This is a genomic window from Kutzneria sp. NPDC051319, assembly GCF_040682195.1.
Classification (GTDB): domain Bacteria; phylum Actinomycetota; class Actinomycetes; order Mycobacteriales; family Pseudonocardiaceae; genus Kutzneria.
Map to the genome: position 1 here is coordinate 1 of NZ_JBFBAM010000035.1, position 21,212 is coordinate 21,212.

Consider the following 21,212-nt stretch of genomic DNA (forward strand, 5'->3'; position numbering starts at 1 on the left):
CCCCAGCAACCCCCCCCGTGAGCCCACCCCAAACCTGCCGTCTTAAAACACGGCATGCGCCAAAACCCGTTGTTGATCCGGCGGGGGCCGCCCTCCCCCCCGCCCGCGACGGATCGGCGCCCGCACCGACCACAGTCGCACGGAAGCAAGGAAGAAACCCGTGGCACAGGAAGTGCTCACTGACCTGGCCAAGGTCCGCAACATCGGGATCATGGCCCATATCGACGCGGGAAAGACCACCACCACCGAGCGGATCCTGTTCTACACCGGGATCAACTACAAGATCGGTGAGGTCCACGACGGCGCGGCGACGATGGACTGGATGGAGGAGGAGCAGAAGCGCGGCATCACGATCACGTCCGCCGCGACCACCTGCTTCTGGAACGACCACCAGATCAACATCATCGACACGCCGGGGCACGTCGACTTCACCGTCGAGGTCGAGCGCTCGCTGCGGGTCCTTGACGGCGCGGTTGCGGTGTTCGACGGCAAGGAGGGCGTCGAGCCCCAGTCCGAGCAGGTCTGGCGGCAGGCGACCAAGTACGACGTCCCGCGTATCTGCTTCGTCAACAAGATGGACAAGCTCGGCGCGGACTTCTACTTCACCGTCCGCACCATCCAGGAGCGTCTCGGCGCCAAGCCGCTGCCGATCCAGCTGCCGATCGGCGCCGAGAACGACTTCACCGGCGTCGTCGACCTGGTCGAGATGCGCGCGCTGACCTGGCACGGCGAGGTCCAGAAGGGCGACGACTACACGATCGAGGAGATCCCGGCCGACCTGGCCGAGATCGCCGCGGAGTACCGCGAGAAGCTCGTCGAGGCCGTCGCCGAGACCGACGACGCCCTGATGGAGCTGTACCTCGGCGGCGAGGAGCTGTCGGTCGAGCAGATCAAGCGGGGCATCCGCAAGATCGTGACCGACCGCGTCGCCTACCCGGTGCTGTGCGGCTCGGCGTTCAAGAACAAGGGCGTGCAGCCCATGCTCGACGCCGTCATCGACTACCTGCCGTCGCCGCTGGACGTGCCGCCGGTCGAGGGCACGCTGCTGGACGGCGAGACGCCGGCCTTCCGCAAGCCGTCCTCGGAGGAGCCGTTCTCCGCGCTCGCGTTCAAGATCGCCGCGCACCCGTTCTTCGGCAAGCTGACCTACATCCGGGTCTACTCGGGCAAGCTCAACGCCGGCACCCAGGTCATCAACTCGACCAAGGACCGCAAGGAGCGCATCGGGAAGCTCTTCCAGATGCACTCCAACAAGGAGAACCCGGTCGAGGTGGCCAGCGCCGGCCACATCTACGCGGCCATCGGCCTGAAGGACACCACGACCGGTGACACGCTGTGCGACCCGCAGTCGCCCATCGTGCTCGAGTCGATGACCTTCCCGGACCCGGTCATCTCGGTCGCCATCGAGCCGAAGACCAAGGCCGACCAGGAGAAGCTGGGCACCGCGATCCAGAAGCTGGCCGAGGAGGACCCCACCTTCCAGGTCAAGCAGGACGAGGAGACCGGTCAGACGATCATCGCCGGCATGGGCGAGCTCCACCTCGAGGTGCTCGTCAACCGGATGAAGTCCGACTACAAGGTCGAGGCGAACATCGGTAAGCCGCAGGTGGCCTACCGGGAGACCATCCGCCGCAAGGTGGAGAAGTACTCCTACACGCACAAGAAGCAGACCGGCGGCTCCGGCCAGTTCGCCAAGGTGATCATCGAGATCGAGCCCTTGAAGAGCGAAGACGGCGCGCTGTACGAGTTCGACAACAAGGTCTCGGGTGGCCGCATCCCGCGGGAGTACATCCCCTCGGTCGACGCCGGCGCCCAGGACGCGATGCAGTACGGCGTGCTGGCGGGTTACCCGCTGGTCGGCATCAAGGTGACGCTGCTGGACGGCGCCTACCACGAGGTCGACTCCTCCGAAATGGCCTTCAAGATCGCCGGTTCCATGGCGCTCAAGGAAGCCGCTCGGAAGGCCGACCCGGTGTTGCTGGAGCCGGTGATGGCTGTCGAGGTGACGACGCCCGAGGACTACATGGGCGATGTCATCGGCGACTTGAACTCCCGCCGTGGTCAGATCCAGGCGATGGAGGAGCGCAGCGGTGCCCGTATCGTGAAGGCACTGGTTCCGCTGTCGGAGATGTTCGGGTATGTCGGCGACCTGCGGTCCAAGACCCAGGGTCGGGCGAACTACACGATGCTGTTCGACTCCTACGCCGAGGTTCCGACCAACGTGGCGAAGGAAATCATCGCGAAGGTGAACGGGGAGTAGTCAGACCCGCCCGCTTTCAACGGTGGCCCGGGAGTCGATCTCGGGTCACCGACCAACCGACCCTGACGTAACCGCCGGGCCGACCACACCAACACCCGGTCCGGCGGAAGCAACACAAAGTCCAGGAGGACAATCCAGTGGCGAAGGCGAAGTTCGAGCGGACCAAGCCGCACGTCAACATCGGCACGATCGGTCACGTCGACCACGGCAAGACCACGCTGACGGCGGCGATCACCAAGGTTCTGGCCGACAAGTACCCGACCCTGAACGCCGCGTTCGCGTTCGACCAGATCGACAAGGCGCCGGAAGAGAAGCAGCGCGGCATCACGATCAACATCTCGCACGTCGAGTACCAGACCGAGAAGCGCCACTACGCGCACGTTGACGCCCCCGGTCACGCGGACTACATCAAGAACATGATCACCGGTGCCGCGCAGATGGACGGCGCGATCCTGGTGGTCGCCGCGACCGACGGCCCGATGCCGCAGACCCGTGAGCACGTGCTGCTGGCCCGCCAGGTCGGCGTGCCGTACATCGTTGTCGCCCTGAACAAGGCCGACATGGTGGACGACGAGGAGATCCTGGAGCTCGTCGAGCTCGAGGTCCGTGAGCTGCTCTCGGACCAGGAGTTCCCCGGCGACGACGCGCCGGTCGTGCGCGTGTCCGGCCTCAAGGCGCTCGAGGGCGACGAGAAGTGGGCCGCCACGGTGCTCGAGCTCATGGACGCCGTGGACGAGAACGTCCCGGAGCCGGTCCGTGAGATGGACAAGCCGTTCCTCATGCCCGTCGAGGACGTCTTCACCATCACCGGTCGCGGCACCGTCGTCACCGGCCGCATCGAGCGCGGTGTGGTCAAGGTGAACGAGGAGGTGGAGGTCGTCGGAATCCGCGAGAAGGGGTTCAAGACCACCTGCACCAGCATCGAGATGTTCAAGAAGTTCCTCGACGAGGGCCGCGCCGGTGACAACGCCGCGCTGCTGCTGCGCGGTGTCAAGCGCGAAGACGTCGAGCGCGGCATGGTTGTGATCAAGCCGGGCACCACCACGGTGCACACGGAGTTCTCGGGCAACGTCTACATCCTGTCCAAGGACGAGGGCGGCCGCCACACGCCGTTCTTCAACAACTACCGGCCGCAGTTCTACTTCCGCACCACCGACGTGACCGGCGTGGTGACCCTCCCCGAGGGCACCGAGATGGTCATGCCCGGCGACACCACCTCCATGACCGTGAAGCTGATCCAGCCGATCGCCATGGACGAGGGCCTGCGGTTCGCCATCCGCGAGGGTGGCCGCACCGTCGGCGCCGGCACCGTCGAGAAGATCATCAACTAATTTGGTGGTGGGGGCCGGGTGGCAGTCACCTGTTATCTGGCCCTCACTTCGCCGCCCCCGATTTGGACGCCGCACCTGGGTGTGGCATCCTTAACGGGTTGCTCGTTGCAGAGGCGGCTGGCTCGTTCGCGTACCAGCCGCCTCGCTGCGAGAAGCCGGCACCCACACGGGCCTAGATGGCCTGGGTGTACTGGGTCTGACCGGACCCCGCCTACTCGGGACTGAACAAGGACCAGTAGGGCTGGTGTGCGCGTTGGCGCGGTGTCCCTGAAAAGGCGACACGCCCGACCGCGTGGACCGGAGGGCCCCGGCACCTGATGACATTGACTCGTGAATAGGGGAGCGGCACAGCTGGGCCCCGGCCCGTCACGAGTCAGCCCGCAGCGGTACGAGAAGAGGAACGGCAAGCCATCATGGCGGGACAAAAGATCCGCATTCGGCTCAAGGCCTACGACCACGAGGCGATCGACGCGTCCGCGCGCAAGATCGTCGAGACCGTGACGCGCACCGGCGCTCGGGTCGTCGGGCCGGTGCCGCTGCCGACCGAGAAAAACGTCTACTGCGTCATTCGCTCGCCGCACAAGTACAAGGACTCGCGCGAGCACTTCGAGATGCGCACGCACAAGCGGCTGATCGACATCCTCGACCCGACGCCGAAGACGGTTGACGCGCTCATGCGCATCGACCTGCCGGCCAGTGTCGACGTCAACATCCAGTAAGCGCGCGGCGGCGGAGAGTAACGAAACTCATGTCTGACAAGCAGATCAAGGGGATCCTGGGCACCAAGCTCGGCATGACCCAGGTCTTCGACGACAAGAACCGGGTTGTGCCGGTCACGGTCGTCAAGGCTGGGCCCAATGTCGTCACCCAGGTCCGTACGCAGGAGAAGGACGGCTACACCGCCGTCCAGCTGGCCTTCGGCGCCATCGACCCGCGCAAGGTGAACAAGCCCCGCGCCGGTCACTTCGCCAAGGCCGGCGTGACGCCTCGTCGTCACGTCGCCGAGCTGCGCACCGCCGACGCCGACGCCTACGAGGTCGGCCAGGAGATCACCGCCGAGGTGTTCCCGGCGGGCTCCGTCGTCGACGTGGTCGGCACCAGCAAGGGCAAGGGCTACGCCGGTGTCATGAAGCGCCACGGCTTCAAGGGCTTGGGCGCCGGCCACGGCGTGCAGCGCAAGCACCGCTCGCCGGGCTCCATCGGTGGCTGCGCCACCCCGGGTCGTGTGTTCAAGGGTGTGCGCATGGCCGGCCGGATGGGCCACGCCCGCGTCACCACCCAGAACCTGACCGTGCACCAGGTGGAGGCCGAGTCCGGCCTGCTGCTCATCAAGGGCGCCATTCCCGGCCCCAAGGGTGGCCTGGTGTTCGTCAAGACGGCCGCGAAGGGCGAAGCCTGATGACCACTGTGGACATTCGCAACGCCTCCGGTGAGGCCGGCGGCAGTGTCGAACTGCCCGCCGAGATCTTCGACGTGCAGGCGAACATCCCGCTGATGCACCAGGTCGTCGTGGCCCAGCTGGCCGCGGCCCGCCAGGGCACGCACGCCACCAAGACCCGCGGCGACGTCCGCGGCGGTGGCAAGAAGCCGTACCGCCAGAAGGGCACCGGCCGCGCCCGTCAGGGCTCGACCCGGTCGCCGCAGTTCGTCGGCGGTGGCATCTCGCACGGCCCGCAGCCGCGTGACTACTCGCAGCGGACGCCCAAGAAGATGAAGGCCGCCGCTCTGCGTGGCGCCCTGTCCGACCGGGCTCGCGCCGGCCGGCTGCACGTGGTCAGCTCCCTGGTCGAGGGCGACAAGCCGTCCACCAAGGGCGCCCGCCTCGCGCTGGCCGCCATCACGGAGTCGCGCCGCACGCTGGTCGTGATGGGCCGCTTCCAGGAGCAGGACTGGCTGAGCGTGCGCAACCTGACCAACGTGCACCCGATCGCGCCGGACCAGCTGAACACCTACGACGTGCTGGTCAACGACGACGTCGTGTTCACCAAGGACGCGTACGAGCTGTTCATCGCCGGCCCGGCCAAGGGTCGTTCGGTCAAGGCCACGGCCCGCTCGTCCGAGCTGACCGAGGAGGTCTGACCAATGATCCCCGACCACAGGGACATCCTGCTCGCGCCGGTGATCTCCGAGAAGAGCTACGGCCTTCTCGAGGAGAACAAGTACACCTTCCTGGTGGCTCCGGACGCCAACAAGACGCAGATCAAGATCGCGGTCGAGAAGGTCTTCGGCGTCAAGGTCCTGAGCGTCAACACGATCAACCGCCAGGGCAAGCGGAAGCGGACCCGGTCCGGCTTCGGCAAGCGCAAGGACACGAAGCGCGCGATCGTCACGCTCTCCGCGGAGAGCAAGGCGATCGAGATCTTCGGCGGCCCGACCGCCTGATGACTGAGGACTGCTGATCTGACATGGGCATTCGCAAATACAAGCCGACGACGCCAGGCCGTCGCGGTGCGAGCGTCTCCGACTTCGCCGAGATCACTCGGTCGACGCCGGAGAAGTCGCTCGTGCGTCCGCTGCACGGTCGTGGCGGCCGAAACGCGCACGGCAAGATCACCACTCGGCACAAGGGCGGCGGTCACAAGCGGGCATACCGCCTGATCGACTTCCGTCGGGCCGACAAGGACGGCGTGCCGGCCAAGGTCGCGCACATCGAGTACGACCCCAACCGCACCGCGCGTATCGCGCTGCTGCACTACGCGGACGGGGAGAAGCGCTACATCATCGCCCCGAACAAGTTGTCGCAGGGCGACACGATCGAGAACGGCGCTCGCGCCGACATCAAGCCGGGCAACAACCTGCCGCTGCGCAACATCCCCGTCGGCACCGTGGTGCACGCGATCGAGCTCCGCCCCGGTGGCGGCGCGAAGATCGCCCGCTCCGCCGGCGCGAAGGTGCAGCTGGTGGCCAAGGACGGCCCGTACGCCCAGCTGCGGATGCCCTCGGGCGAGATCCGCAACGTGGACGTGCGCTGCCGCGCCACGGTCGGCGAGGTCGGCAACTCCGAGCACGCCAACATCAACTGGGGCAAGGCCGGCCGCATGCGCTGGAAGGGCCGCAAGCCCACGGTGCGTGGTGTCGCCATGAACCCGGTCGACCACCCGCACGGTGGTGGTGAGGGCAAGACCTCCGGTGGTCGCCACCCGGTGAACCCCGCGGGTAAGCCCGAAGGCCGTACCCGCCGCCGCAAGGCAAGCGACCAGCTCATCGTCCGGCGTCGTCGCACCGGTAAGAAGCGCTGAGCAGGAAGGGAGTGAAGGATGCCACGCAGCCTGAAGAAGGGCCCCTTCGTTGACGACCACCTGCTCAAGAAGGTGGACGTTCTCAACGAGTCGGGCAAGAAGACCGTGATCAAGACCTGGTCCCGCCGGTCGACGATCATCCCCGACATGCTGGGGCACACCATCGCGGTGCACGACGGCCGCAAGCACGTTCCGGTGTTCGTCAGCGAGGCCATGGTCGGTCACAAGTTGGGCGAGTTCGCCCCGACGCGGACCTTCAAGGGTCACATCAAGGACGACCGGAAGTCGCGCCGCCGCTAAGCGGGCACGGACAGGAGCAAGGGGTAACAAGCAATGGCTGACAACGCGACCGGCGCGGAGGAGCTGCCGCGCGCCGTGGCGCGGGCCCGCTACGTCCGCCTGACGGCAATGAAGGCACGCCGTGTGGTCGACCTCATCCGTGGCCGCAACGCCACGGAGGCCCTGGCCGTGCTGCAGTTCGCGCCGCAGGCGGCGAGCGAGCCGGTGGCCAAGGTGCTTGCGAGCGCCATGGCCAACGCCGAGAACAACCTGAGCCTCGACCGCGACACCCTCTGGGTGTCCAGCGCGTACGTGGACGAGGGTCCGACGTTGAAGCGGTTCCGTCCGCGCGCTCAGGGCCGGGCCTACCGGATCCGCAAGCGGACGAGCCACATCACGATCGAGGTCGAGTCCCGCCCGGCGGATAAGAAGGCCGGCAAGTCTCGAGCCAAGAAGGGGGCCCAGTAGTGGGTCAGAAGATCAACCCGCACGGCTTCCGCCTTGGTATCACCACCGACTGGAAGTCCCGCTGGTACGCCGACAAGCAGTACGCGGAGTACGTGGCGGAAGACGTCAAGATCCGCAAGATGCTGAGCAAGGGCATGGAGCGGGCCGGCATCTCCAAGGTGGAGATCGAGCGCACCCGGGACCGGGTTCGCGTCGACATCCACACCGCCCGTCCGGGCATCGTCATCGGTCGCCGCGGCGCCGAGGCCGATCGCATCCGGGGCGAGCTGGAGAAGCTGACCGCCAAGCAGGTCCAGCTCAACATCCTCGAGGTCAAGAACCCCGAGTCGGACGCGCAGCTGGTCGCCCAGGTGACCGCTGAGCAGCTGTCCAACCGCGTGTCGTTCCGGCGCGCGATGCGTAAGGCCATGCAGTCGGCCATGCGCTCGCCGCAGGTCAAGGGCATCCGGGTGCAGTGCGGTGGCCGTCTCGGCGGCGCCGAGATGTCCCGCTCGGAGTTCTACCGCGAGGGTCGCGTCCCGCTGCACACGCTGCGCGCGGACATCGACTACGGCTTCTTCGAGGCCCGCACCACCTTCGGCCGCATCGGCGTGAAGGTGTGGATCTACAAGGGCGACGTGGTCGGCGGCTTCCGTCACCGCGACAACGCGGCTCCGGCCGGCGGCGGCAACGACCGCCCGCAGCAGCGTCGCGAGCGTCCGAACCGCGCCCGTCGTTCGGGCTCGGCCGGCACGACCGCGACGAGCACCGAGGCCGGCCGCGCGGCCGCCGAGGCGAACGCCGCGACCGCGACCGAGGCTCCGGCCGTCGAGGCCGCCAGCACTGGCAATGGGGAGGGCTGAGTAGTGCTCATCCCGCGTAGGGTCAAGCACCGCAAGCAGCACCACCCGAAGCGGAGTGGTGCGGCCAAGGGTGGCACCCGTGTCACCTTCGGCGAGTTCGGCATCCAGGCGCTGGAGCCGGCCTACGTGACCAACCGGCAGATCGAGTCCGCTCGTATCGCCATCAACCGGCACATCCGTCGTGGCGGCAAGGTCTGGATCAACATCTTCCCGGACCGCCCCCTCACGAAGAAGCCGGCGGAAACCCGCATGGGTTCCGGTAAGGGCTCGCCCGAGTACTGGGTGGCCAACGTCAAGCCCGGCCGGGTGCTCTTCGAGATGAGCTACCCGAACGAGACGGTTGCTCGGGAGGCGCTTCGCCGCGCCATCCACAAGCTGCCGCTGAAGTGCCGGATCGTCACGCGTGAAGGTGGTGACTTCTGATGGCAGCGGGTACCAACGCCGCGGAGATGCGTGAGCTCACCGACGAGGAGCTCGTGCTTCGACTTCGGGAGTCCAAGGAGGAGCTGTTCAACCTCCGGTTCCAGATGGCCACCGGCCAGCTGGACAACAACCGCCGGCTGCGCACGGTCCGTCACGACATCGCCCGCGTCTACACCGTGATGCGGGAGCGGGAGCTCGGTCTTTCCGTGTCGCCCGACGACGTTACGACTGGTGAGGGTGCTGCATGAGTGAGACCAACGAGGCCGCGAGCCGCAACGACCGCAAGGTGCGCGAGGGGCTTGTCGTGTCCAACAAGATGGAGAAGACGATCGTCGTCTCTCTCGAGGACCGCAAGAAGCACCCGCTGTACGGCAAGGTCCTGCGGACCACGACCAAGGTGAAGGCGCACGACGAGGAGAACGCCGCCGGTATCGGCGACCGCGTCCTGCTGATGGAGACCCGTCCGCTGTCGGCCACCAAGCGCTGGCGTCTGGTCGAGGTCCTCGAGAAGGCCAAGTAACAACAAGACCGAGCCTGTCAGGTCGGAAATCTGGCAGGCCATCGATGGTCAGGGAGCTGTAAGTGATTCAGCAGGAGTCGCGACTGCGTGTCGCCGACAACACCGGTGCGAAGGAGATCCTTTGCATCCGCGTGCTCGGCGGCTCGTCGCGTCGCTACGCGGGCATCGGCGACATCATCGTCGCCACCGTGAAGGACGCCATTCCCGGCGCCGGTGTGAAGAAGGGTGACGTGGTCAAGGCCGTCATCGTTCGCACCGTCAAGGAGCGGCGCCGTCCGGACGGCTCGTACATCCGGTTCGACGAGAACGCCGCGGTGCTCATCAAGCCCGACAACGAGCCGCGGGGCACCCGCATCTTCGGCCCGGTCGGCCGCGAGCTGCGCGACAAGAAGTTCATGAAGATCATCTCGCTCGCACCGGAGGTGTTGTGATGAAGGTGCGCAAGGGCGACACGGTCGTGGTCATCGCGGGCAAGGACAAGGGCGCCAAGGGCAAGGTCATCCAGGCCTACCCCGACACCGACCGGGTCCTGGTCGAGGGCGTCAACCGGATCAAGAAGCACACCAGGGTCACGCAGACCCAGCGTGGCGCTCAGTCCGGTGGCATCGTGACCCAGGAGGCGTCGATCCACGTGAGCAACGTGATGGTCGTCGACTCCGACGGCAAGCCGGCCCGCGTCGGCTACCGCTCGAACGACGACGGTCGGCGCGTGCGCGTCTCCCGCCGCAACGGTAAGGACATCTGATCATGACCACTACTGAGAAGGTCCTGCCGCGGCTGAAGACCCGGTACCGCAGCGAGATCGTTCCTGCCATGCAGGAGCAGTTCACCTACGACAACGTCATGCAGACGCCCGGCGTCGTGAAGGTCGTCGTCAACATGGGCGTCGGCGACGCCGCCCGTGACGGCAAGCTGATCGAGGGCGCGGTCCGCGACCTGGCCACGATCACCGGCCAGCGTCCCGAGGTCCGCAAGGCCCGCAAGTCCATCGCCCAGTTCAAGCTGCGCGAGGGCATGCCGATCGGCGCGCGCGTGACGCTGCGCGGCGACCGCATGTGGGAGTTCCTGGACCGCCTGCTGACCATCGCGCTGCCCCGTATCCGTGACTTCCGCGGCCTGTCGGGCAAGCAGTTCGACGGCAACGGCAACTACACGTTCGGGCTGAACGAGCAGTCGATGTTCCACGAGATCGACCCCGACTCGATCGACCGTCCCCGTGGCATGGACATCACCGTCGTGACCACGGCCACCAACGACGACGAGGGTCGGGCGCTGCTCAAGCACCTCGGCTTCCCGTTCAAGGAGAACTGAGCCGATGGCGAAGAAGGCGCTGATCAACAAGGCGGCCGGCAAGCAGAAGTTCGCCGTGCGTGCCTACACCCGCTGCCAGAAGTGCGGCCGCCCGCACGCCGTGTTCCGCAAGTTCGGCCTGTGCCGGATCTGCCTGCGCCAGATGGCGCACCGCGGCGAGCTGCCCGGCGTGCACAAGTCCAGCTGGTAATTCGTTCGACCCCGCACCACCCCACTTCGCCCCAGGCCTGCACTTGGAACCAGGGCGAGAAAGGTTGACAGGTCACCCATGACGATGACCGACCCGATCGCAGACATGTTGACGCGTCTGCGGAACGCAAACTCGGCATACCACGACGAGGTCGTGATGCCGCACTCGAAGCTCAAGGCGAACATTGCCGAGATCCTCAAGCGCGAGGGCTACATCGCCGGCTACCGCGACGCAGCGGGCGAGAAGGGCAAGAACCTTGTCGTCGAGCTGAAGTACGGCCCGAACCGTGAGCGGAGCATCGCCGGTGTCCGGCGTGTCTCCAAGCCGGGTCTGCGGGTCTACGCGAAGTCGACCAACCTGCCCAAGGTGCTCGGTGGGCTGGGTGTCGCCATCATCTCCACCTCCGGCGGTCTCGTGACCGACCGGCAGGCGGGCAAGCAGGGTGTGGGCGGGGAAGTCCTCGCCTACGTGTGGTGAGGAAGGGGGACTGACGATGTCGCGCATTGGAAGGCTGCCCATCACCGTCCCCTCCGGGGTCGACGTGAACATCGAGGGCCAGGTCGTGAACGTGAAGGGCCCGAAGGGCTCGCTCGTGCACACCGTGGCCGAGCCGATCGCCGTGGAGCGGGCCGAGGACGGCACGCTCCAGGTGACCCGGCCCGACGACGAGCGTCTCTCGCGCTCGCTGCACGGCCTGTCCCGCACGCTGATCAACAACCTGATCATCGGCGTGACGCAGGGCTACGAGAAGAAGATGGAGATCACCGGCGTCGGTTACCGCGTGCAGCTCAAGGGTTCTGACCTTGAGTTCGCGCTCGGCTACAGCCACGCGGTCCCGGTGAAGGCGCCCGCGGGTATCACCTTCGTGGTGGAGACCCCGACCAAGTTCTCCGTCCAGGGCATCGACAAGCAGTTGGTCGGCGAGGTCGCCGCCAACATCCGCAAGCTGCGCAAGCCCGACCCGTACAAGGGCAAGGGTGTGCGGTACGCGGGCGAGAAGATCCGCCGCAAGGTCGGGAAGACGGGTAAGTGATCATGGCTGAGTCCACTGCTACCAAGAGGAAGCCGGTCGGCAAGGACGTGTCGACCCGGCGTCGTGTCGCGCGGGCCCGTCGTCACTTCCGGCTTCGCAAGAAGATCAGCGGCACGTCCGAGCGCCCGCGCATGGTCGTCAACCGCTCCTCGCGGCACATCGTCGTGCAGGTCATCGACGACATCGCCGGCCGCACGCTGGCGTCGGCCTCCAGCCTGGAGGCGGACGTGCGTGGGATGGACGGCGACAAGAAGGCCCGCGCCGTCAAGGTGGGCCAGCTGGTCGCGGCCCGCGCCAAGGAAGCCGGCATCGACAAGGTCGTCTTCGACCGCGGCGGTTACGACTACCACGGCCGTATCGCCGCGCTGGCGGACGCCGCCCGCGAGGCGGGGCTGGAGTTCTGACAGTATGAATTTTTCTGGGAACAACACTGGAATTGAGAGGGCCGTCTGATGCCGGGACGCACGCGTCGCGAAGGCGGCGGTGGCGAGCGCGGAGAGCGCCGCGACCGTCGTGACGGTGGCCGCGGCGGGGCGGCTCAGGAGAAGACCCCGCACCTCGAGCGCGTCGTCGCCATCAACCGGGTGGCGAAGGTCGTCAAGGGTGGTCGTCGCTTCAGCTTCACCGCGCTGGTGATCGTCGGCGACGGCGACGGCATGGTGGGCGTCGGCTACGGCAAGGCCAAGGAAGTTCCGGCCGCCATCGCCAAGGGTGTCGAGGAAGCGAAGAAGAACTTCTTCCGCGTGCCTCGCATCGGCGGCACCATCCCGCACCCGATCCAGGGCGAGAAGGCCGCCGGCGTGGTTCTGCTGCGCCCGGCCAGCGCCGGTACCGGTGTTATCGCCGGTGGCCCGGTGCGTGCCGTCCTGGAGTGCGCGGGTGTGCACGACGTGCTGAGCAAGTCGCTGGGTAGCGACAACGCCATCAACATCGTGCACGCCACCGTGGCCGCTCTGAAGGGCCTTCAGCGCCCCGAAGAGGTCGCGGCCCGTCGTGGCCTGCCGCTGGAGGATGTTGCTCCCGCCGGCATGCTGCGCGCTCGCGCGGGGCAGGTGTGACATGGCCCAGCTCAAGGTGACGCAGGTCAAGAGCAGCATCGGTACCAAGCAGAACCACCGCAACTCGTTGCGGACGCTGGGTCTGCGCAAGATCCGCCAGTCGGTCGTGCGTGAGGACAACCCCGTCAACCGGGGTCTGATCCACACCGTGCGCCACCTGGTGGTCGTGGAGGAGGTCAACTCATGACCATCAAGATCCACCACCTCCGCCCCGCCCCCGGCGCCAAGACGGCGAAGACCCGGGTCGGCCGCGGTGAGGGTTCCAAGGGCAAGACCGCGGGTCGCGGCACCAAGGGCACCGGCGCACGCAAGAACGTGCCGGCTCGCTTCGAGGGTGGCAACCTGCCGCTGCACATGCGGCTGCCGAAGCTCAAGGGCTTCCGCAACCCGTTCCGCACCGAGTACCAGGTCGTGAACGTCGCGGACCTGGCCCGCCTGTTCCCGCAGGGTGGCGCCGTCGACGTGGCCGCCCTGGTGGCCGCGGGCGCCGTTCGCAAGAACGAGCTGGTCAAGGTGCTGGGCGACGGTGACATCGCCGGCGTGAAGCTGGACGTCACCGCGCACAAGTTCTCCGGCAGCGCGGTGGAGAAGATCGCCGCCGCTGGTGGCACCGCCACCACGCTGTGAACTGACGCAGTAACCGCGAAGCGGCCGGCAGGAGCTCCTCTCCTGCCGGCCGCTTCGTGTTGTGGTCCGGCGGGTTCAAGAGTTCCTCAATAGTCCGGACGGACCAGTCCGCTACCTTTCGGTCGCGTGTCGACGCCACCACAACCGCCCCAGTGGCAGCAGCCGCCGTATCCGGGGCCGCAGCAACCTCACTGGCAGCAGCCCTATCCGCCGCAGCAGCCGTACCAGCCCTATCCGGGCCAGCAGCAGTGGCGGCCCGGACCGCCGATGCCGCCGCCCCCGAACCGCGGCCGCACCGTCCGGCTGGTGATCGTGCTGTGCTGCGCGCTGCTGGTCGTCGGCATACTCGGTTTCACCTTGCTGCGGCCCGTGTTGTTCCCGGGCGGCGGCGCCCAGCAGACCGTGGCCAGAGACGACGGCATGACCGTGAAGCGGCCCGGACCCGAGGCCGACGGGGACAGCTACGCGGACCCGGCGCCGCTGGCCGAGCAGCCCAATCCCCAGCCGACCAACTACCAGGGCACCGCGGTGGTGCAGGCCTGCAACGTGCTGTCCGTGGCCGACCTGAACAAGCTGGGCCTGCACTACGACCCCAATCCCGAGCCGAACTCGGCGAACTACGAGCGGATTTCCATCGCCGCCGACGGGACGGCGCCGCTGCACACCGACGCCCTCGGTTACGCCAGCGGCAGCGGGTTCGCGCTCAACCGGTGCGAGTACAGCCTTGAGGCCAACGACAAGAGCACCGGCGACTCGGTGCGGATCGCCGTGTCCCAGCAGCCGTACAACCCGGTGAGCGGCTTCGTGGACCGGTACACGCGCGGGCCCGACATCGGCGCCATCAGCGTCTACACACTGCTGCGGGACGGCGGCAAGCCCGGCGACACGAGCGGCGACACCGTGTTCAGCGCCAAGGGCATCACCGTGGACATGGACTTCACCCTGAGCAAGGCGGGCTACGCCGGCAAGCTCACCGACCTCACCGCGACCGTCGGCCACAACATGGCCACGCAGATGGCGAGCCCGACGGGGCCGTCGACGGTCATCTACGACAAGGGCGCCTTCCCCAAGAGCTATGCGCAGGCCTGCCCGCTGCTGGCCGGCGGGGTCTTCGACGCCGCCTACCACAAGCCGCTGTCCCCGCTGGTGATCGAATCCCCGGGCACGGCCGTCGGCCAGGTGGCGTTCAGCGACCAGAACGACCACAACCTCTACAACTACGTGGAGATGGAGTGCGAGCGTGGCGGCGGCGAGGCCGACGGGCTGTCCCGCACCAGCCTGGAGCTGCGGGTGACCAGCTACCTGTCGGACCGGCCGGCCCAGCAGAACGTCAACTTCGAGCGGTCCCACCACAACGGCGTGGCTGCCAGCGTGCCGATGGGCGACGAGTCGCTGATCATGAACCAGCCGGGGTCGGTGGCCACCGCCGGCGTGCTGCTGATCCGCAAGGGGCGGTTCGTGATCGAGCTGCGGGCCGCGGATCCGGACCACGGCGACCGGGGGCTGTCCCCGCAGGAGGCCGAGTCGATGCTCGTGCCGGCCGGACAGCTGATCATGAAGAACTTCGGCGACCAGAAGTGATGTCACCGTCCCGCCCGGCCCCTTGCGGCTGGGCGGGACGGCGTGAGCAGTGCTTATATGGCCGGGATTGTCCGGTTCGGGACCCGCCGTCCGGCGGGGCCCGATGATCACCGCGCCTTTCTGTTCCCGGCGGGGTCCGTAGCCCCGGCCGGGCCTGTTACAGTCGTGAGCACGCTTCGGGCCCCACCGGCACGAAGCGTTCCTGGCTTGCTCGCCAGGTCGTCAGCCGGCCTAGAGTCGGACAAGCCGTTCACCGGTCGGAGACCGGTGACGCCGAGGAGGTCACGCGTGCTTGGCGCCTTCCGCTCGGCTCTCGCGACGCCGGACTTGCGCCGCAAGATCCTTTTCACCCTGGGGATCCTTGCGCTGTATCGGCTGGGCTCGCAGCTGCCTTCCCCGGGCGTGAACTTCGCAAACGTTCAGCAGTGCATCTCGGGTATTGACCAGAGCGGCGGGGTCTTCGGCCTCATCAGTCTGTTCAGCGGCGGCGCGTTGCTCCAGCTGTCGGTGTTCTCGCTGGGCATCCTCCCGTACATCACGGCGAGCATCATCATCCAGCTGTTGACGGTGGTGATTCCCCGCTTCGAACAGCTGAAGAAGGAAGGCCAGTCCGGCCAGAACAAGCTGACCCAGTACACCCGGTACCTGACGGTCGCGCTGGCCATCCTGCAGTCCACCGGCATCATCGCGCTGGCCACCCGCGGCCAGCTGTTCGGCAACTGCCCGGCCCAGGTCATCCCCGACCAGAGCCTGTTCTCGCTCAGCGTCGTCGTGCTGACCATGACCGCGGGCACCGCGATCATCATGTGGTTCGGCGAGCTCATCACCGAGCGCGGCGTCGGCAACGGCATGTCGATCCTGATGTTCACGTCGATCGCCGCCCGCATCCCGACCGAGGGCCAGCAGATCCTGCAGCAGGGTGGCGGCCTGGTGTTCGCCGCGATCTGCGTGTTCGGCCTGCTGATCATCGGCTTCGTCATCTTCCTGGAGCAGGCTCAGCGCCGTATCCCGGTGCAGTACGCCAAGCGCATGATCGGGCGCCGCATGTACGGCGGCACCTCGACCTACCTGCCGCTGAAGGTCAACCAGGCCGGCGTCATCCCGGTCATCTTCGCCTCGTCGCTGCTCTACCTGCCGCAGCTGATCATCTCGCTGACGTCCAACACGGGCGGCGACGGCGGTTGGCAGCAGTGGGTGCAGAGCTACATCGTCGACCCGAAGAGCTGGGGCCACATCGCGCTGTACTTCGGCCTGATCATCTTCTTCACGTACTTCTACGTCGCCATCACGTTCAACCCCGACGAGCGGGCCGACGAGATGCGCAAGTTCGGCGGCTTCATCCCCGGCATCCGCCCGGGCCGCCCGACTTCGGAGTACCTCTCCTACGTGCTGAACCGGATCACGCTGCCCGGCTCGCTGTACCTGGGCGTGGTGGCCGTGCTGCCGACCTTCTTCCTCAGCGTCACCGGGTCGAGCGGCGCGAACAACAACTTCCCGTTCGGCGGCACCGCTGTGCTGATCATGGTTGGCGTCGGTCTCGACACGATCAAGCAGATCGAGAGCCAGCTCATGCAGCGCAACTACGAAGGGTTCCTGCGCTAGTGAGACTCGTCCTCGTCGGCCCGCCAGGCGCGGGCAAGGGTACTCAGGCAACCGTGCTCAGCGACAAGCTCGGCGTCCCGCACATCTCCACCGGGGACCTGTTCCGGGCCAACATCGCCGATGAGACCCCTCTCGGGCTGGAAGCCAAGAAGTACCTGGACACCGGCGCCCTCGTGCCGGACTCGGTGACCAACGCGATGGTCAAGGACCGGCTCGCGCAGCCGGACGCCCACGCCGGGTTCCTGCTCGACGGCTTCCCGCGCAACACCGCCCAGGCCGATGTGCTGGCCGAGATCCTCGCCGAGTCCGGCGAGACCCTCGACGCCGTGCTCGAACTGGACGTGCCCGAGGACGTGGTCGTCGGGCGGCTGCTCGCGCGGGGCCGGGCCGACGACACCGAGGAGGTCGTGCGGCACCGGCAGGAGGTCTACCGGTCGGCCACGCGGCCGCTGCTGGACTACTACGACAGCATTCTGGTCACCGTCGACGCCGTCGGCGAGATCAGCGAGATCACCGAGCGGGCGCTCAAGGCGCTGCGCGCTGGAGCCTGAGTTGCTCAAGCGAGGTCGCGGTATCGAGATCAAGACGCGCGGTGAGCTGGAGGCGATGCGGGCGGCCGGAATCGTGGTCGCCCGCTCCCTCGCCCTGATGGCCGAGCGGGCCGCCGCCGGCGTCAGCACCGCCGAGCTGGACGAGTTGGCCGAGCAGACCATCCGGGACGCCGGGGCCGTGCCCTCCTTCAAGGGCTACCACGGCTTTCCCGCGTCCATCTGCTCGTCGGTCAACGACCAGGTCGTGCACGGCATCCCGAGCCGCACTCAGGTGTTGGCCGACGGGGACCTCGTCTCCATCGACTGCGGCGCCATCCTCGAGGGCTGGCACGGCGACGCCGCCGTGACCGTGCTCGTCGGCGCCTCCGCTGAGGCCGACCGCAAGCTCTCCGAGGCCACCCGCGCCTCCATGCACGCCGGTATCGAGGCCGCCGTCGTCGGCGCCCGCCTCACCGACGTCTCCTTCGCCATCGAGAGCTCTGTCCTGCGTTCCGACGAGGCCGACGGCATCGAGTACGGCATCGTCACCGACTACGGCGGCCACGGCATCGGCACCCAGATGCACATGGAGCCCTTCCTGCCCAACTTCGGCAAGCCCGGCAAGGGTCCCCGCCTCAAGGCCGGCATGGCCATCGCCATCGAGCCCATGCTCACCCTCGGCACAGACCAGACCCGGGAACTCGACGACGGCTGGACCGTCATCACCGCCGACGGCACCCGGGCCGCCCACTGGGAGCACTCCATCGCCATCACCGACGAAGGTCCCTGGATCCTCACCGCCCCCGAGGACTGACCATCCCCATCGCGGCGTAGAGCTCGTCGGCCTGCCTGCGGTAGGCCTCGTCCCCGCACAGGTCGGCGAGCAATTCCAGCGCATCGGCCTCACCTGGCCGGTGTCCGGTCTCCCGCTGGATCGCTAGCGCCTCGAACGCCGTCGACATCGCCTTCTGCTGGTCACCCTGTCGCCGCAGTACGTCGGCAAGCGTGGTCATACTTCTCCCCCTGATGACTCTTGCCGAGATCGTGCTGCTGTCTGCCAGTGCCTTCCGAACGGTGTGGTCGGCATTCGTCAGCTGACCATCACGAAGGTATGCCTCGGCCAAGTACGACATGACAAGACAGCCCGCATACTGTGGTCTTTGTGTCTGAAAACTCCTGGTTATGCGTTTGAGTAGCGACAAGGCGGAGTTGCGGTCGCCGCCATCCAAGAATGCGGCGGAAACGGATGACAGTAGGCCTATGTCGTCGACGTTGGCCGCCATCTCATCAAGCGTGATCCTGTCCTTTTTGTCGATCGCCCTCGTTCTCATTGCTCTCACCCATATGAGCTGGGCGTGTGTGGCGTGTCGCATGTATTCGTAAGAAAGCAATTTAGATAGGACAAGTCCGCGGTCGAGTAGCTCTTCGGCCTGTGTGAACTCTCCAAGAGCATGGGCCGTGTCGCCCATGCGGAACAAAATCCGGGCCTCGGTCTGTTGGTGGCCGCCTCGCCGGGCGGCTATGAAGGCGGTTTCGTTCATGGTGACCGCTTCGGCGAGTTGGCCTAGCGCGTACAGGGCCGTCGCCAGGTTGGACAGCCCGGTGATCTCCACCTGTTCCAGGTCGAACTGCCTGGCCAGCGCTATGGATTCCCTGAAGTAGTCCAGGGTCTCGGTTGTGCGGCCCAGATCGTACAGCACTATGCCGTAGTTGCTGATGGCGTTTGCGGAGCCGTAGCCATGCCCAGCTTCTTGGAAGAGCCTGGTGGCGTTCGCCAAATGGTCCAGGGCCAGGGTGCCGAGGTCGTCTGTTGGCCAGCCCGCGTTCAGCCATGAGCGTAGCGAGATGCCGATGGATCTGTGCATTTCGGCCTGGCTGACCAGATTGCCGTCGCGTTCGGCGCCGGCGAGGCCCAAAGTGGCGATGGTACGCCAGTCATGCTGAGGGCCGATGGTGGTGATGAAGTAGAAATGCAGCGCGTTGGCCAGTTGCCAGGCATGCCAGCCGGACCGGAAATCCGTGGCGAGGCGAGTTGCCGAAGTGAGGTTGGGTAGCTCTGTTGTGAGCCAGTCCGCCGCTGACTGCGGTTCGGTGAAGACGACCGGGCGGGCGTCCTGGGGAGGTGGCGGGCAAGGCAGCCGCTGGGCGTCACGTCCGAGCGTCGCGGTGGCGTTGTCGATGGTGTGCAGGTAGTGGTTCAGCATCCGGTCGGTCGCGAGTTCGCCGTCATCGAGCCGGCATTGCTCCGCGGCGTAGACGCGGATCAGGTCGTGGAACTGGTATCGACCCGGAGCGTGTTCCTGAAGCAGGTTGACGGTCGCGAGCCTGGCCAGGTGGAAGATGGCGGAGTCCACACTGACGTTGCCGACAGCAGCGGCGAGGGCGATGCCGAAGTCGTGGCCGGGAATAACGCTGAGCAGTTGGAACAGCCGTCGACTGGGATCGTCGAGCGCGGCGAGGGATATGTCGAATGTCGCGCGGACGCCGGCCTTCTCCTCACCGAGAATGTCGAGTGCGTCGATGCGTCGCTGCCCGCGCAGTTCGATGGCGTAGGCGGCGATCGAAGCGGCGGAATGGTCGGGCAGGTTGCCGATGACGATGCGCAGCGCCAGGGGGAGGTGACCGCAGAGTTCGGTGACCTCGGCGGCGGCCTCGGGGGCGGCGGTGACGATGTCGGTGCCGAGGAGGGCGAGTGAGTCCTCGGCGGGCAGGACGTCGAGCTGGAGCGGGTCGGTGAGCTCGGCAAGCACATCGCGGCTGGTGATCAGGTGGGCGACAGTCGGATCGTCCAACAGGAGCGGGCGCACCTGGTCGGCGGATGAGGCGTTGTCCAGCGCGATGAGCATCCGGCGGCCGGCGCATTCGGTGCGGTAGCGATCGATGAGACCGGGCTCGTCGGGCGGGATCTGGTCGGCGGGGACACCGAGGGCGCGCAGGAACATGGCCAGGACCTGGGTGGTGGCCAGCGGTTGCCGGGCGTCGTAGCCGCGGAGGTTGACGAAGAGTTGGCCGTCGGGGAAATCGGGCTTGAGGGCATGGGCGGAGCGGATGGCCAAGGAGGTCTTGCCGATGCCGGGCGGGCCGGAGACGACGGCGATGCGGCGGGACGTGATGTGCTGGCGCAAGGTGTCGAGCTCGCGGCGGCGGCCGACGAAGTTGCCGACGGACGGGGGGAGCTGGGAGACGACGCGGCGCGGGGCGGGAGCGGTGAGCAAGGCGTGTGCGGCGGTGAGCTCGGCGCTGAGGTCGATGCCGAGCTGGTCGGCGAGGGCGGCGCGGGCCTCGTCGTAGGCGGCCACAGCCTCGGCAGGGCGGCCGGCAGCGTGCAGGGCGCCGATGAGCAGGGCGGAGAGGTGCTCGCGCAGGGGGAGCTGACGGACGAGGTCCTGGAGGGAAGGGATGGCCTCGTCGTGCCGGCCGAGGGAGACGGCTAGTTCGCAGCGGCGGGTGAGGGCGTCGACGCGAAGGTCGGCAAGCGTTTGCGCCTCGGCGGGGAGGAGACCGTCGACGGGAGTGTCACGCCAGAGGGCGAGGGCCTCGTCCAGGAGGGGCAGGGCGGGAGTGGCACGGGCTTGGCGGAGCAGGGAGTCGAAGCGCTGGATGTCGGTGGTGCCGGCGGCGAGGCGGTAGCCGTCGGCCATGGTCTCGATCACGGCGGGATCGCCGAGGACCTTGCGCAAGCGCATGACGTAGGTGCGAAGGGTGTTACGGGCGCCGGCCGGCGGAGAAGACGGCCAGAGGCGGTCGATGAGCTGGTCGGCCGGGACGAGCTGACCGTGGTGCAGGGCGAGGACGGCGAGCAGGGTGCGCAGCCGAGCGGCGCCGATGGGGATCTCGACGCCGTCGTGGACGACCTGGAAGGGGCCGAGGACACGGAACTCCACGACAGGATTGTGCCGGGCGGTGCCGACAGGGCGG

General features: G+C 67.3%; 28 protein-coding genes. 27 read left to right on the forward strand and 1 reads right to left on the reverse strand.

All coding sequences use genetic code 11. The features are described from left to right. Positions 1 to 160 precede the first annotated feature (160 nt). From fusA to map, 27 genes are all read left to right on the forward strand, one after another. Positions 161 to 2,260 (forward strand): elongation factor G, encoded by a 2,100-nt coding sequence (gene fusA / locus AB0M73_RS29065; RefSeq protein WP_043721502.1) that lies wholly within the window; start codon positions 161 to 163, stop codon positions 2,258 to 2,260. 137 nt (positions 2,261 to 2,397) lie between these two features. Beyond that, positions 2,398 to 3,591 (forward strand): elongation factor Tu, encoded by a 1,194-nt coding sequence (tuf, locus tag AB0M73_RS29070; RefSeq protein WP_043721504.1) that lies wholly within the window; start codon positions 2,398 to 2,400, stop codon positions 3,589 to 3,591. A gap of 413 nt (positions 3,592 to 4,004) precedes the next feature. Beyond that, on the forward strand, positions 4,005 to 4,310 hold the full coding sequence (gene rpsJ, locus AB0M73_RS29075) for a 30S ribosomal protein S10 (RefSeq protein WP_003938093.1): 306 nt from the start codon (positions 4,005 to 4,007) through the stop codon (positions 4,308 to 4,310). Positions 4,311 to 4,339: 29 nt separating this feature from the next. Next, complete coding sequence (gene rplC / locus AB0M73_RS29080) at positions 4,340 to 4,990, forward strand: 50S ribosomal protein L3 (RefSeq protein WP_043721510.1); 651 nt, start codon at positions 4,340 to 4,342, stop codon at positions 4,988 to 4,990. Next, positions 4,987 to 5,670 (forward strand): 50S ribosomal protein L4, encoded by a 684-nt coding sequence (gene rplD / locus AB0M73_RS29085; RefSeq protein ID WP_198047817.1) that lies wholly within the window; start codon positions 4,987 to 4,989, stop codon positions 5,668 to 5,670. The genes rplC and rplD overlap by 4 nt, the downstream gene beginning before the upstream one ends. Before the next feature lie 3 nt (positions 5,671 to 5,673). Continuing rightward, the gene (rplW, locus tag AB0M73_RS29090) at positions 5,674 to 5,973 is read left to right on the forward strand and encodes a 50S ribosomal protein L23 (RefSeq protein WP_043721514.1); all 300 of its coding nucleotides are present in this window, start codon (positions 5,674 to 5,676) and stop codon (positions 5,971 to 5,973) included. 23 nt (positions 5,974 to 5,996) lie between these two features. Then, complete coding sequence (gene rplB / locus AB0M73_RS29095) at positions 5,997 to 6,830, forward strand: 50S ribosomal protein L2 (RefSeq protein ID WP_363896868.1); 834 nt, start codon at positions 5,997 to 5,999, stop codon at positions 6,828 to 6,830. An 18-nt stretch (positions 6,831 to 6,848) separates the two neighbouring features. After that, positions 6,849 to 7,130 (forward strand): 30S ribosomal protein S19, encoded by a 282-nt coding sequence (rpsS, locus tag AB0M73_RS29100; RefSeq protein ID WP_033436717.1) that lies wholly within the window; start codon positions 6,849 to 6,851, stop codon positions 7,128 to 7,130. Between the two features lie 33 nt (positions 7,131 to 7,163). Beyond that, positions 7,164 to 7,577: a 50S ribosomal protein L22 gene (gene rplV, locus AB0M73_RS29105; RefSeq protein ID WP_052395573.1), complete on the forward strand. Its 414-nt coding sequence runs from the start codon at positions 7,164 to 7,166 to the stop codon at positions 7,575 to 7,577. After that, positions 7,577 to 8,419, forward strand: a complete 843-nt coding sequence (rpsC, locus tag AB0M73_RS29110) for a 30S ribosomal protein S3 (protein WP_363896873.1) — start codon at positions 7,577 to 7,579, stop codon at positions 8,417 to 8,419. The genes rplV and rpsC overlap by 1 nt, the downstream gene beginning before the upstream one ends. Before the next feature lie 3 nt (positions 8,420 to 8,422). Continuing rightward, a complete protein-coding gene (rplP, locus tag AB0M73_RS29115; protein ID WP_043721520.1) occupies positions 8,423 to 8,842 on the forward strand; it encodes a 50S ribosomal protein L16 in 420 nt (139 codons plus the stop codon). Then, positions 8,842 to 9,090, forward strand: a complete 249-nt coding sequence (gene rpmC, locus AB0M73_RS29120) for a 50S ribosomal protein L29 (RefSeq protein ID WP_043721523.1) — start codon at positions 8,842 to 8,844, stop codon at positions 9,088 to 9,090. Before rplP ends, rpmC begins: the two co-directional genes overlap by 1 nt. Further along, on the forward strand, positions 9,087 to 9,362 hold the full coding sequence (rpsQ, locus tag AB0M73_RS29125) for a 30S ribosomal protein S17 (RefSeq protein ID WP_043721524.1): 276 nt from the start codon (positions 9,087 to 9,089) through the stop codon (positions 9,360 to 9,362). Before rpmC ends, rpsQ begins: the two co-directional genes overlap by 4 nt. A gap of 62 nt (positions 9,363 to 9,424) precedes the next feature. Continuing rightward, positions 9,425 to 9,793: a 50S ribosomal protein L14 gene (rplN, locus tag AB0M73_RS29130; protein ID WP_043721527.1), complete on the forward strand. Its 369-nt coding sequence runs from the start codon at positions 9,425 to 9,427 to the stop codon at positions 9,791 to 9,793. Further along, positions 9,793 to 10,107 (forward strand): 50S ribosomal protein L24, encoded by a 315-nt coding sequence (gene rplX / locus AB0M73_RS29135; protein WP_043721529.1) that lies wholly within the window; start codon positions 9,793 to 9,795, stop codon positions 10,105 to 10,107. Before rplN ends, rplX begins: the two co-directional genes overlap by 1 nt. A 2-nt stretch (positions 10,108 to 10,109) precedes the next feature. After that, positions 10,110 to 10,673, forward strand: a complete 564-nt coding sequence (rplE, locus tag AB0M73_RS29140; RefSeq protein WP_363896879.1) for a 50S ribosomal protein L5 — start codon at positions 10,110 to 10,112, stop codon at positions 10,671 to 10,673. Between the two features lie 4 nt (positions 10,674 to 10,677). Next, positions 10,678 to 10,863 (forward strand): type Z 30S ribosomal protein S14, encoded by a 186-nt coding sequence (locus AB0M73_RS29145; RefSeq protein ID WP_043721535.1) that lies wholly within the window; start codon positions 10,678 to 10,680, stop codon positions 10,861 to 10,863. Between the two features lie 78 nt (positions 10,864 to 10,941). Further along, positions 10,942 to 11,340 carry a 30S ribosomal protein S8 gene (rpsH, locus tag AB0M73_RS29150; RefSeq protein WP_043721538.1) on the forward strand — a complete coding sequence of 133 codons (399 nt, stop codon included), beginning with the start codon at positions 10,942 to 10,944 and terminating at the stop codon, positions 11,338 to 11,340. A 16-nt stretch (positions 11,341 to 11,356) separates the two neighbouring features. Then, entirely contained in the window at positions 11,357 to 11,896 is a 540-nt protein-coding gene (gene rplF / locus AB0M73_RS29155; RefSeq protein WP_043721541.1) for a 50S ribosomal protein L6, read from the forward strand. Between the two features lie 2 nt (positions 11,897 to 11,898). Then, positions 11,899 to 12,300, forward strand: coding sequence for a 50S ribosomal protein L18 (rplR, locus tag AB0M73_RS29160; RefSeq protein ID WP_043731113.1), 402 nt, complete (start codon positions 11,899 to 11,901; stop codon positions 12,298 to 12,300). A 48-nt stretch (positions 12,301 to 12,348) separates the two neighbouring features. Next, positions 12,349 to 12,954 (forward strand): 30S ribosomal protein S5, encoded by a 606-nt coding sequence (gene rpsE / locus AB0M73_RS29165; RefSeq protein WP_116172416.1) that lies wholly within the window; start codon positions 12,349 to 12,351, stop codon positions 12,952 to 12,954. 1 nt (position 12,955) lies between these two features. Continuing rightward, positions 12,956 to 13,141, forward strand: a complete 186-nt coding sequence (gene rpmD / locus AB0M73_RS29170) for a 50S ribosomal protein L30 (RefSeq protein ID WP_043721546.1) — start codon at positions 12,956 to 12,958, stop codon at positions 13,139 to 13,141. Further along, the gene (gene rplO / locus AB0M73_RS29175; protein WP_363896887.1) at positions 13,138 to 13,581 is read left to right on the forward strand and encodes a 50S ribosomal protein L15; all 444 of its coding nucleotides are present in this window, start codon (positions 13,138 to 13,140) and stop codon (positions 13,579 to 13,581) included. The genes rpmD and rplO overlap by 4 nt, the downstream gene beginning before the upstream one ends. Before the next feature lie 126 nt (positions 13,582 to 13,707). After that, positions 13,708 to 15,162, forward strand: a complete 1,455-nt coding sequence (locus AB0M73_RS29180; protein ID WP_363896890.1) for a hypothetical protein — start codon at positions 13,708 to 13,710, stop codon at positions 15,160 to 15,162. A 288-nt stretch (positions 15,163 to 15,450) separates the two neighbouring features. Beyond that, positions 15,451 to 16,764, forward strand: a complete 1,314-nt coding sequence (gene secY / locus AB0M73_RS29185) for a preprotein translocase subunit SecY (protein WP_043721555.1) — start codon at positions 15,451 to 15,453, stop codon at positions 16,762 to 16,764. Further along, positions 16,764 to 17,315 carry an adenylate kinase gene (locus AB0M73_RS29190; RefSeq protein ID WP_043721557.1) on the forward strand — a complete coding sequence of 184 codons (552 nt, stop codon included), beginning with the start codon at positions 16,764 to 16,766 and terminating at the stop codon, positions 17,313 to 17,315. Before secY ends, AB0M73_RS29190 begins: the two co-directional genes overlap by 1 nt. A gap of 1 nt (position 17,316) precedes the next feature. Then, positions 17,317 to 18,108, forward strand: a complete 792-nt coding sequence (map, locus tag AB0M73_RS29195) for a type I methionyl aminopeptidase (RefSeq protein WP_363896895.1) — start codon at positions 17,317 to 17,319, stop codon at positions 18,106 to 18,108. Here the strand turns inward: map and AB0M73_RS29200 are convergent. After that, a complete protein-coding gene (locus AB0M73_RS29200) occupies positions 18,089 to 21,178 on the reverse strand; it encodes a BTAD domain-containing putative transcriptional regulator (protein ID WP_363896898.1) in 3,090 nt (1,029 codons plus the stop codon). The two genes, map and AB0M73_RS29200, sit on opposite strands and share 20 nt — an antisense overlap. Positions 21,179 to 21,212 lie beyond the last annotated feature (34 nt).

Bases quoted from the DNA above. Each gene is read 5' to 3' on its own strand.
- rplE (WP_363896879.1), top strand. From the start codon at position 10,110: ATGACCACTACTGAGAAGGTCCTGCCGCGGCTGAAGACCCGGTACCGC.
- rpsH (WP_043721538.1), top strand. From the start codon at position 10,942: ATGACGATGACCGACCCGATCGCAGACATGTTGACGCGTCTGCGGAAC.
- AB0M73_RS29145 (WP_043721535.1), top strand. From the start codon at position 10,678: ATGGCGAAGAAGGCGCTGATCAACAAGGCGGCCGGCAAGCAGAAGTTC.
- rplX (WP_043721529.1), top strand. From the start codon at position 9,793: ATGAAGGTGCGCAAGGGCGACACGGTCGTGGTCATCGCGGGCAAGGAC.
- rpmC (WP_043721523.1), top strand. From the start codon at position 8,842: ATGGCAGCGGGTACCAACGCCGCGGAGATGCGTGAGCTCACCGACGAG.
- rpsQ (WP_043721524.1), top strand. From the start codon at position 9,087: ATGAGTGAGACCAACGAGGCCGCGAGCCGCAACGACCGCAAGGTGCGC.
- rplR (WP_043731113.1), top strand. From the start codon at position 11,899: ATGGCTGAGTCCACTGCTACCAAGAGGAAGCCGGTCGGCAAGGACGTG.
- rplV (WP_052395573.1), top strand. From the start codon at position 7,164: ATGGCTGACAACGCGACCGGCGCGGAGGAGCTGCCGCGCGCCGTGGCG.
- rplO (WP_363896887.1), top strand. From the start codon at position 13,138: ATGACCATCAAGATCCACCACCTCCGCCCCGCCCCCGGCGCCAAGACG.
- rpsS (WP_033436717.1), top strand. From the start codon at position 6,849: ATGCCACGCAGCCTGAAGAAGGGCCCCTTCGTTGACGACCACCTGCTC.
- rplF (WP_043721541.1), top strand. From the start codon at position 11,357: ATGTCGCGCATTGGAAGGCTGCCCATCACCGTCCCCTCCGGGGTCGAC.
- rplC (WP_043721510.1), top strand. From the start codon at position 4,340: ATGTCTGACAAGCAGATCAAGGGGATCCTGGGCACCAAGCTCGGCATG.
- rplW (WP_043721514.1), top strand. From the start codon at position 5,674: ATGATCCCCGACCACAGGGACATCCTGCTCGCGCCGGTGATCTCCGAG.
- rpmD (WP_043721546.1), top strand. From the start codon at position 12,956: ATGGCCCAGCTCAAGGTGACGCAGGTCAAGAGCAGCATCGGTACCAAG.
- rpsE (WP_116172416.1), top strand. From the start codon at position 12,349: ATGCCGGGACGCACGCGTCGCGAAGGCGGCGGTGGCGAGCGCGGAGAG.
- rplB (WP_363896868.1), top strand. From the start codon at position 5,997: ATGGGCATTCGCAAATACAAGCCGACGACGCCAGGCCGTCGCGGTGCG.
- rpsJ (WP_003938093.1), top strand. From the start codon at position 4,005: ATGGCGGGACAAAAGATCCGCATTCGGCTCAAGGCCTACGACCACGAG.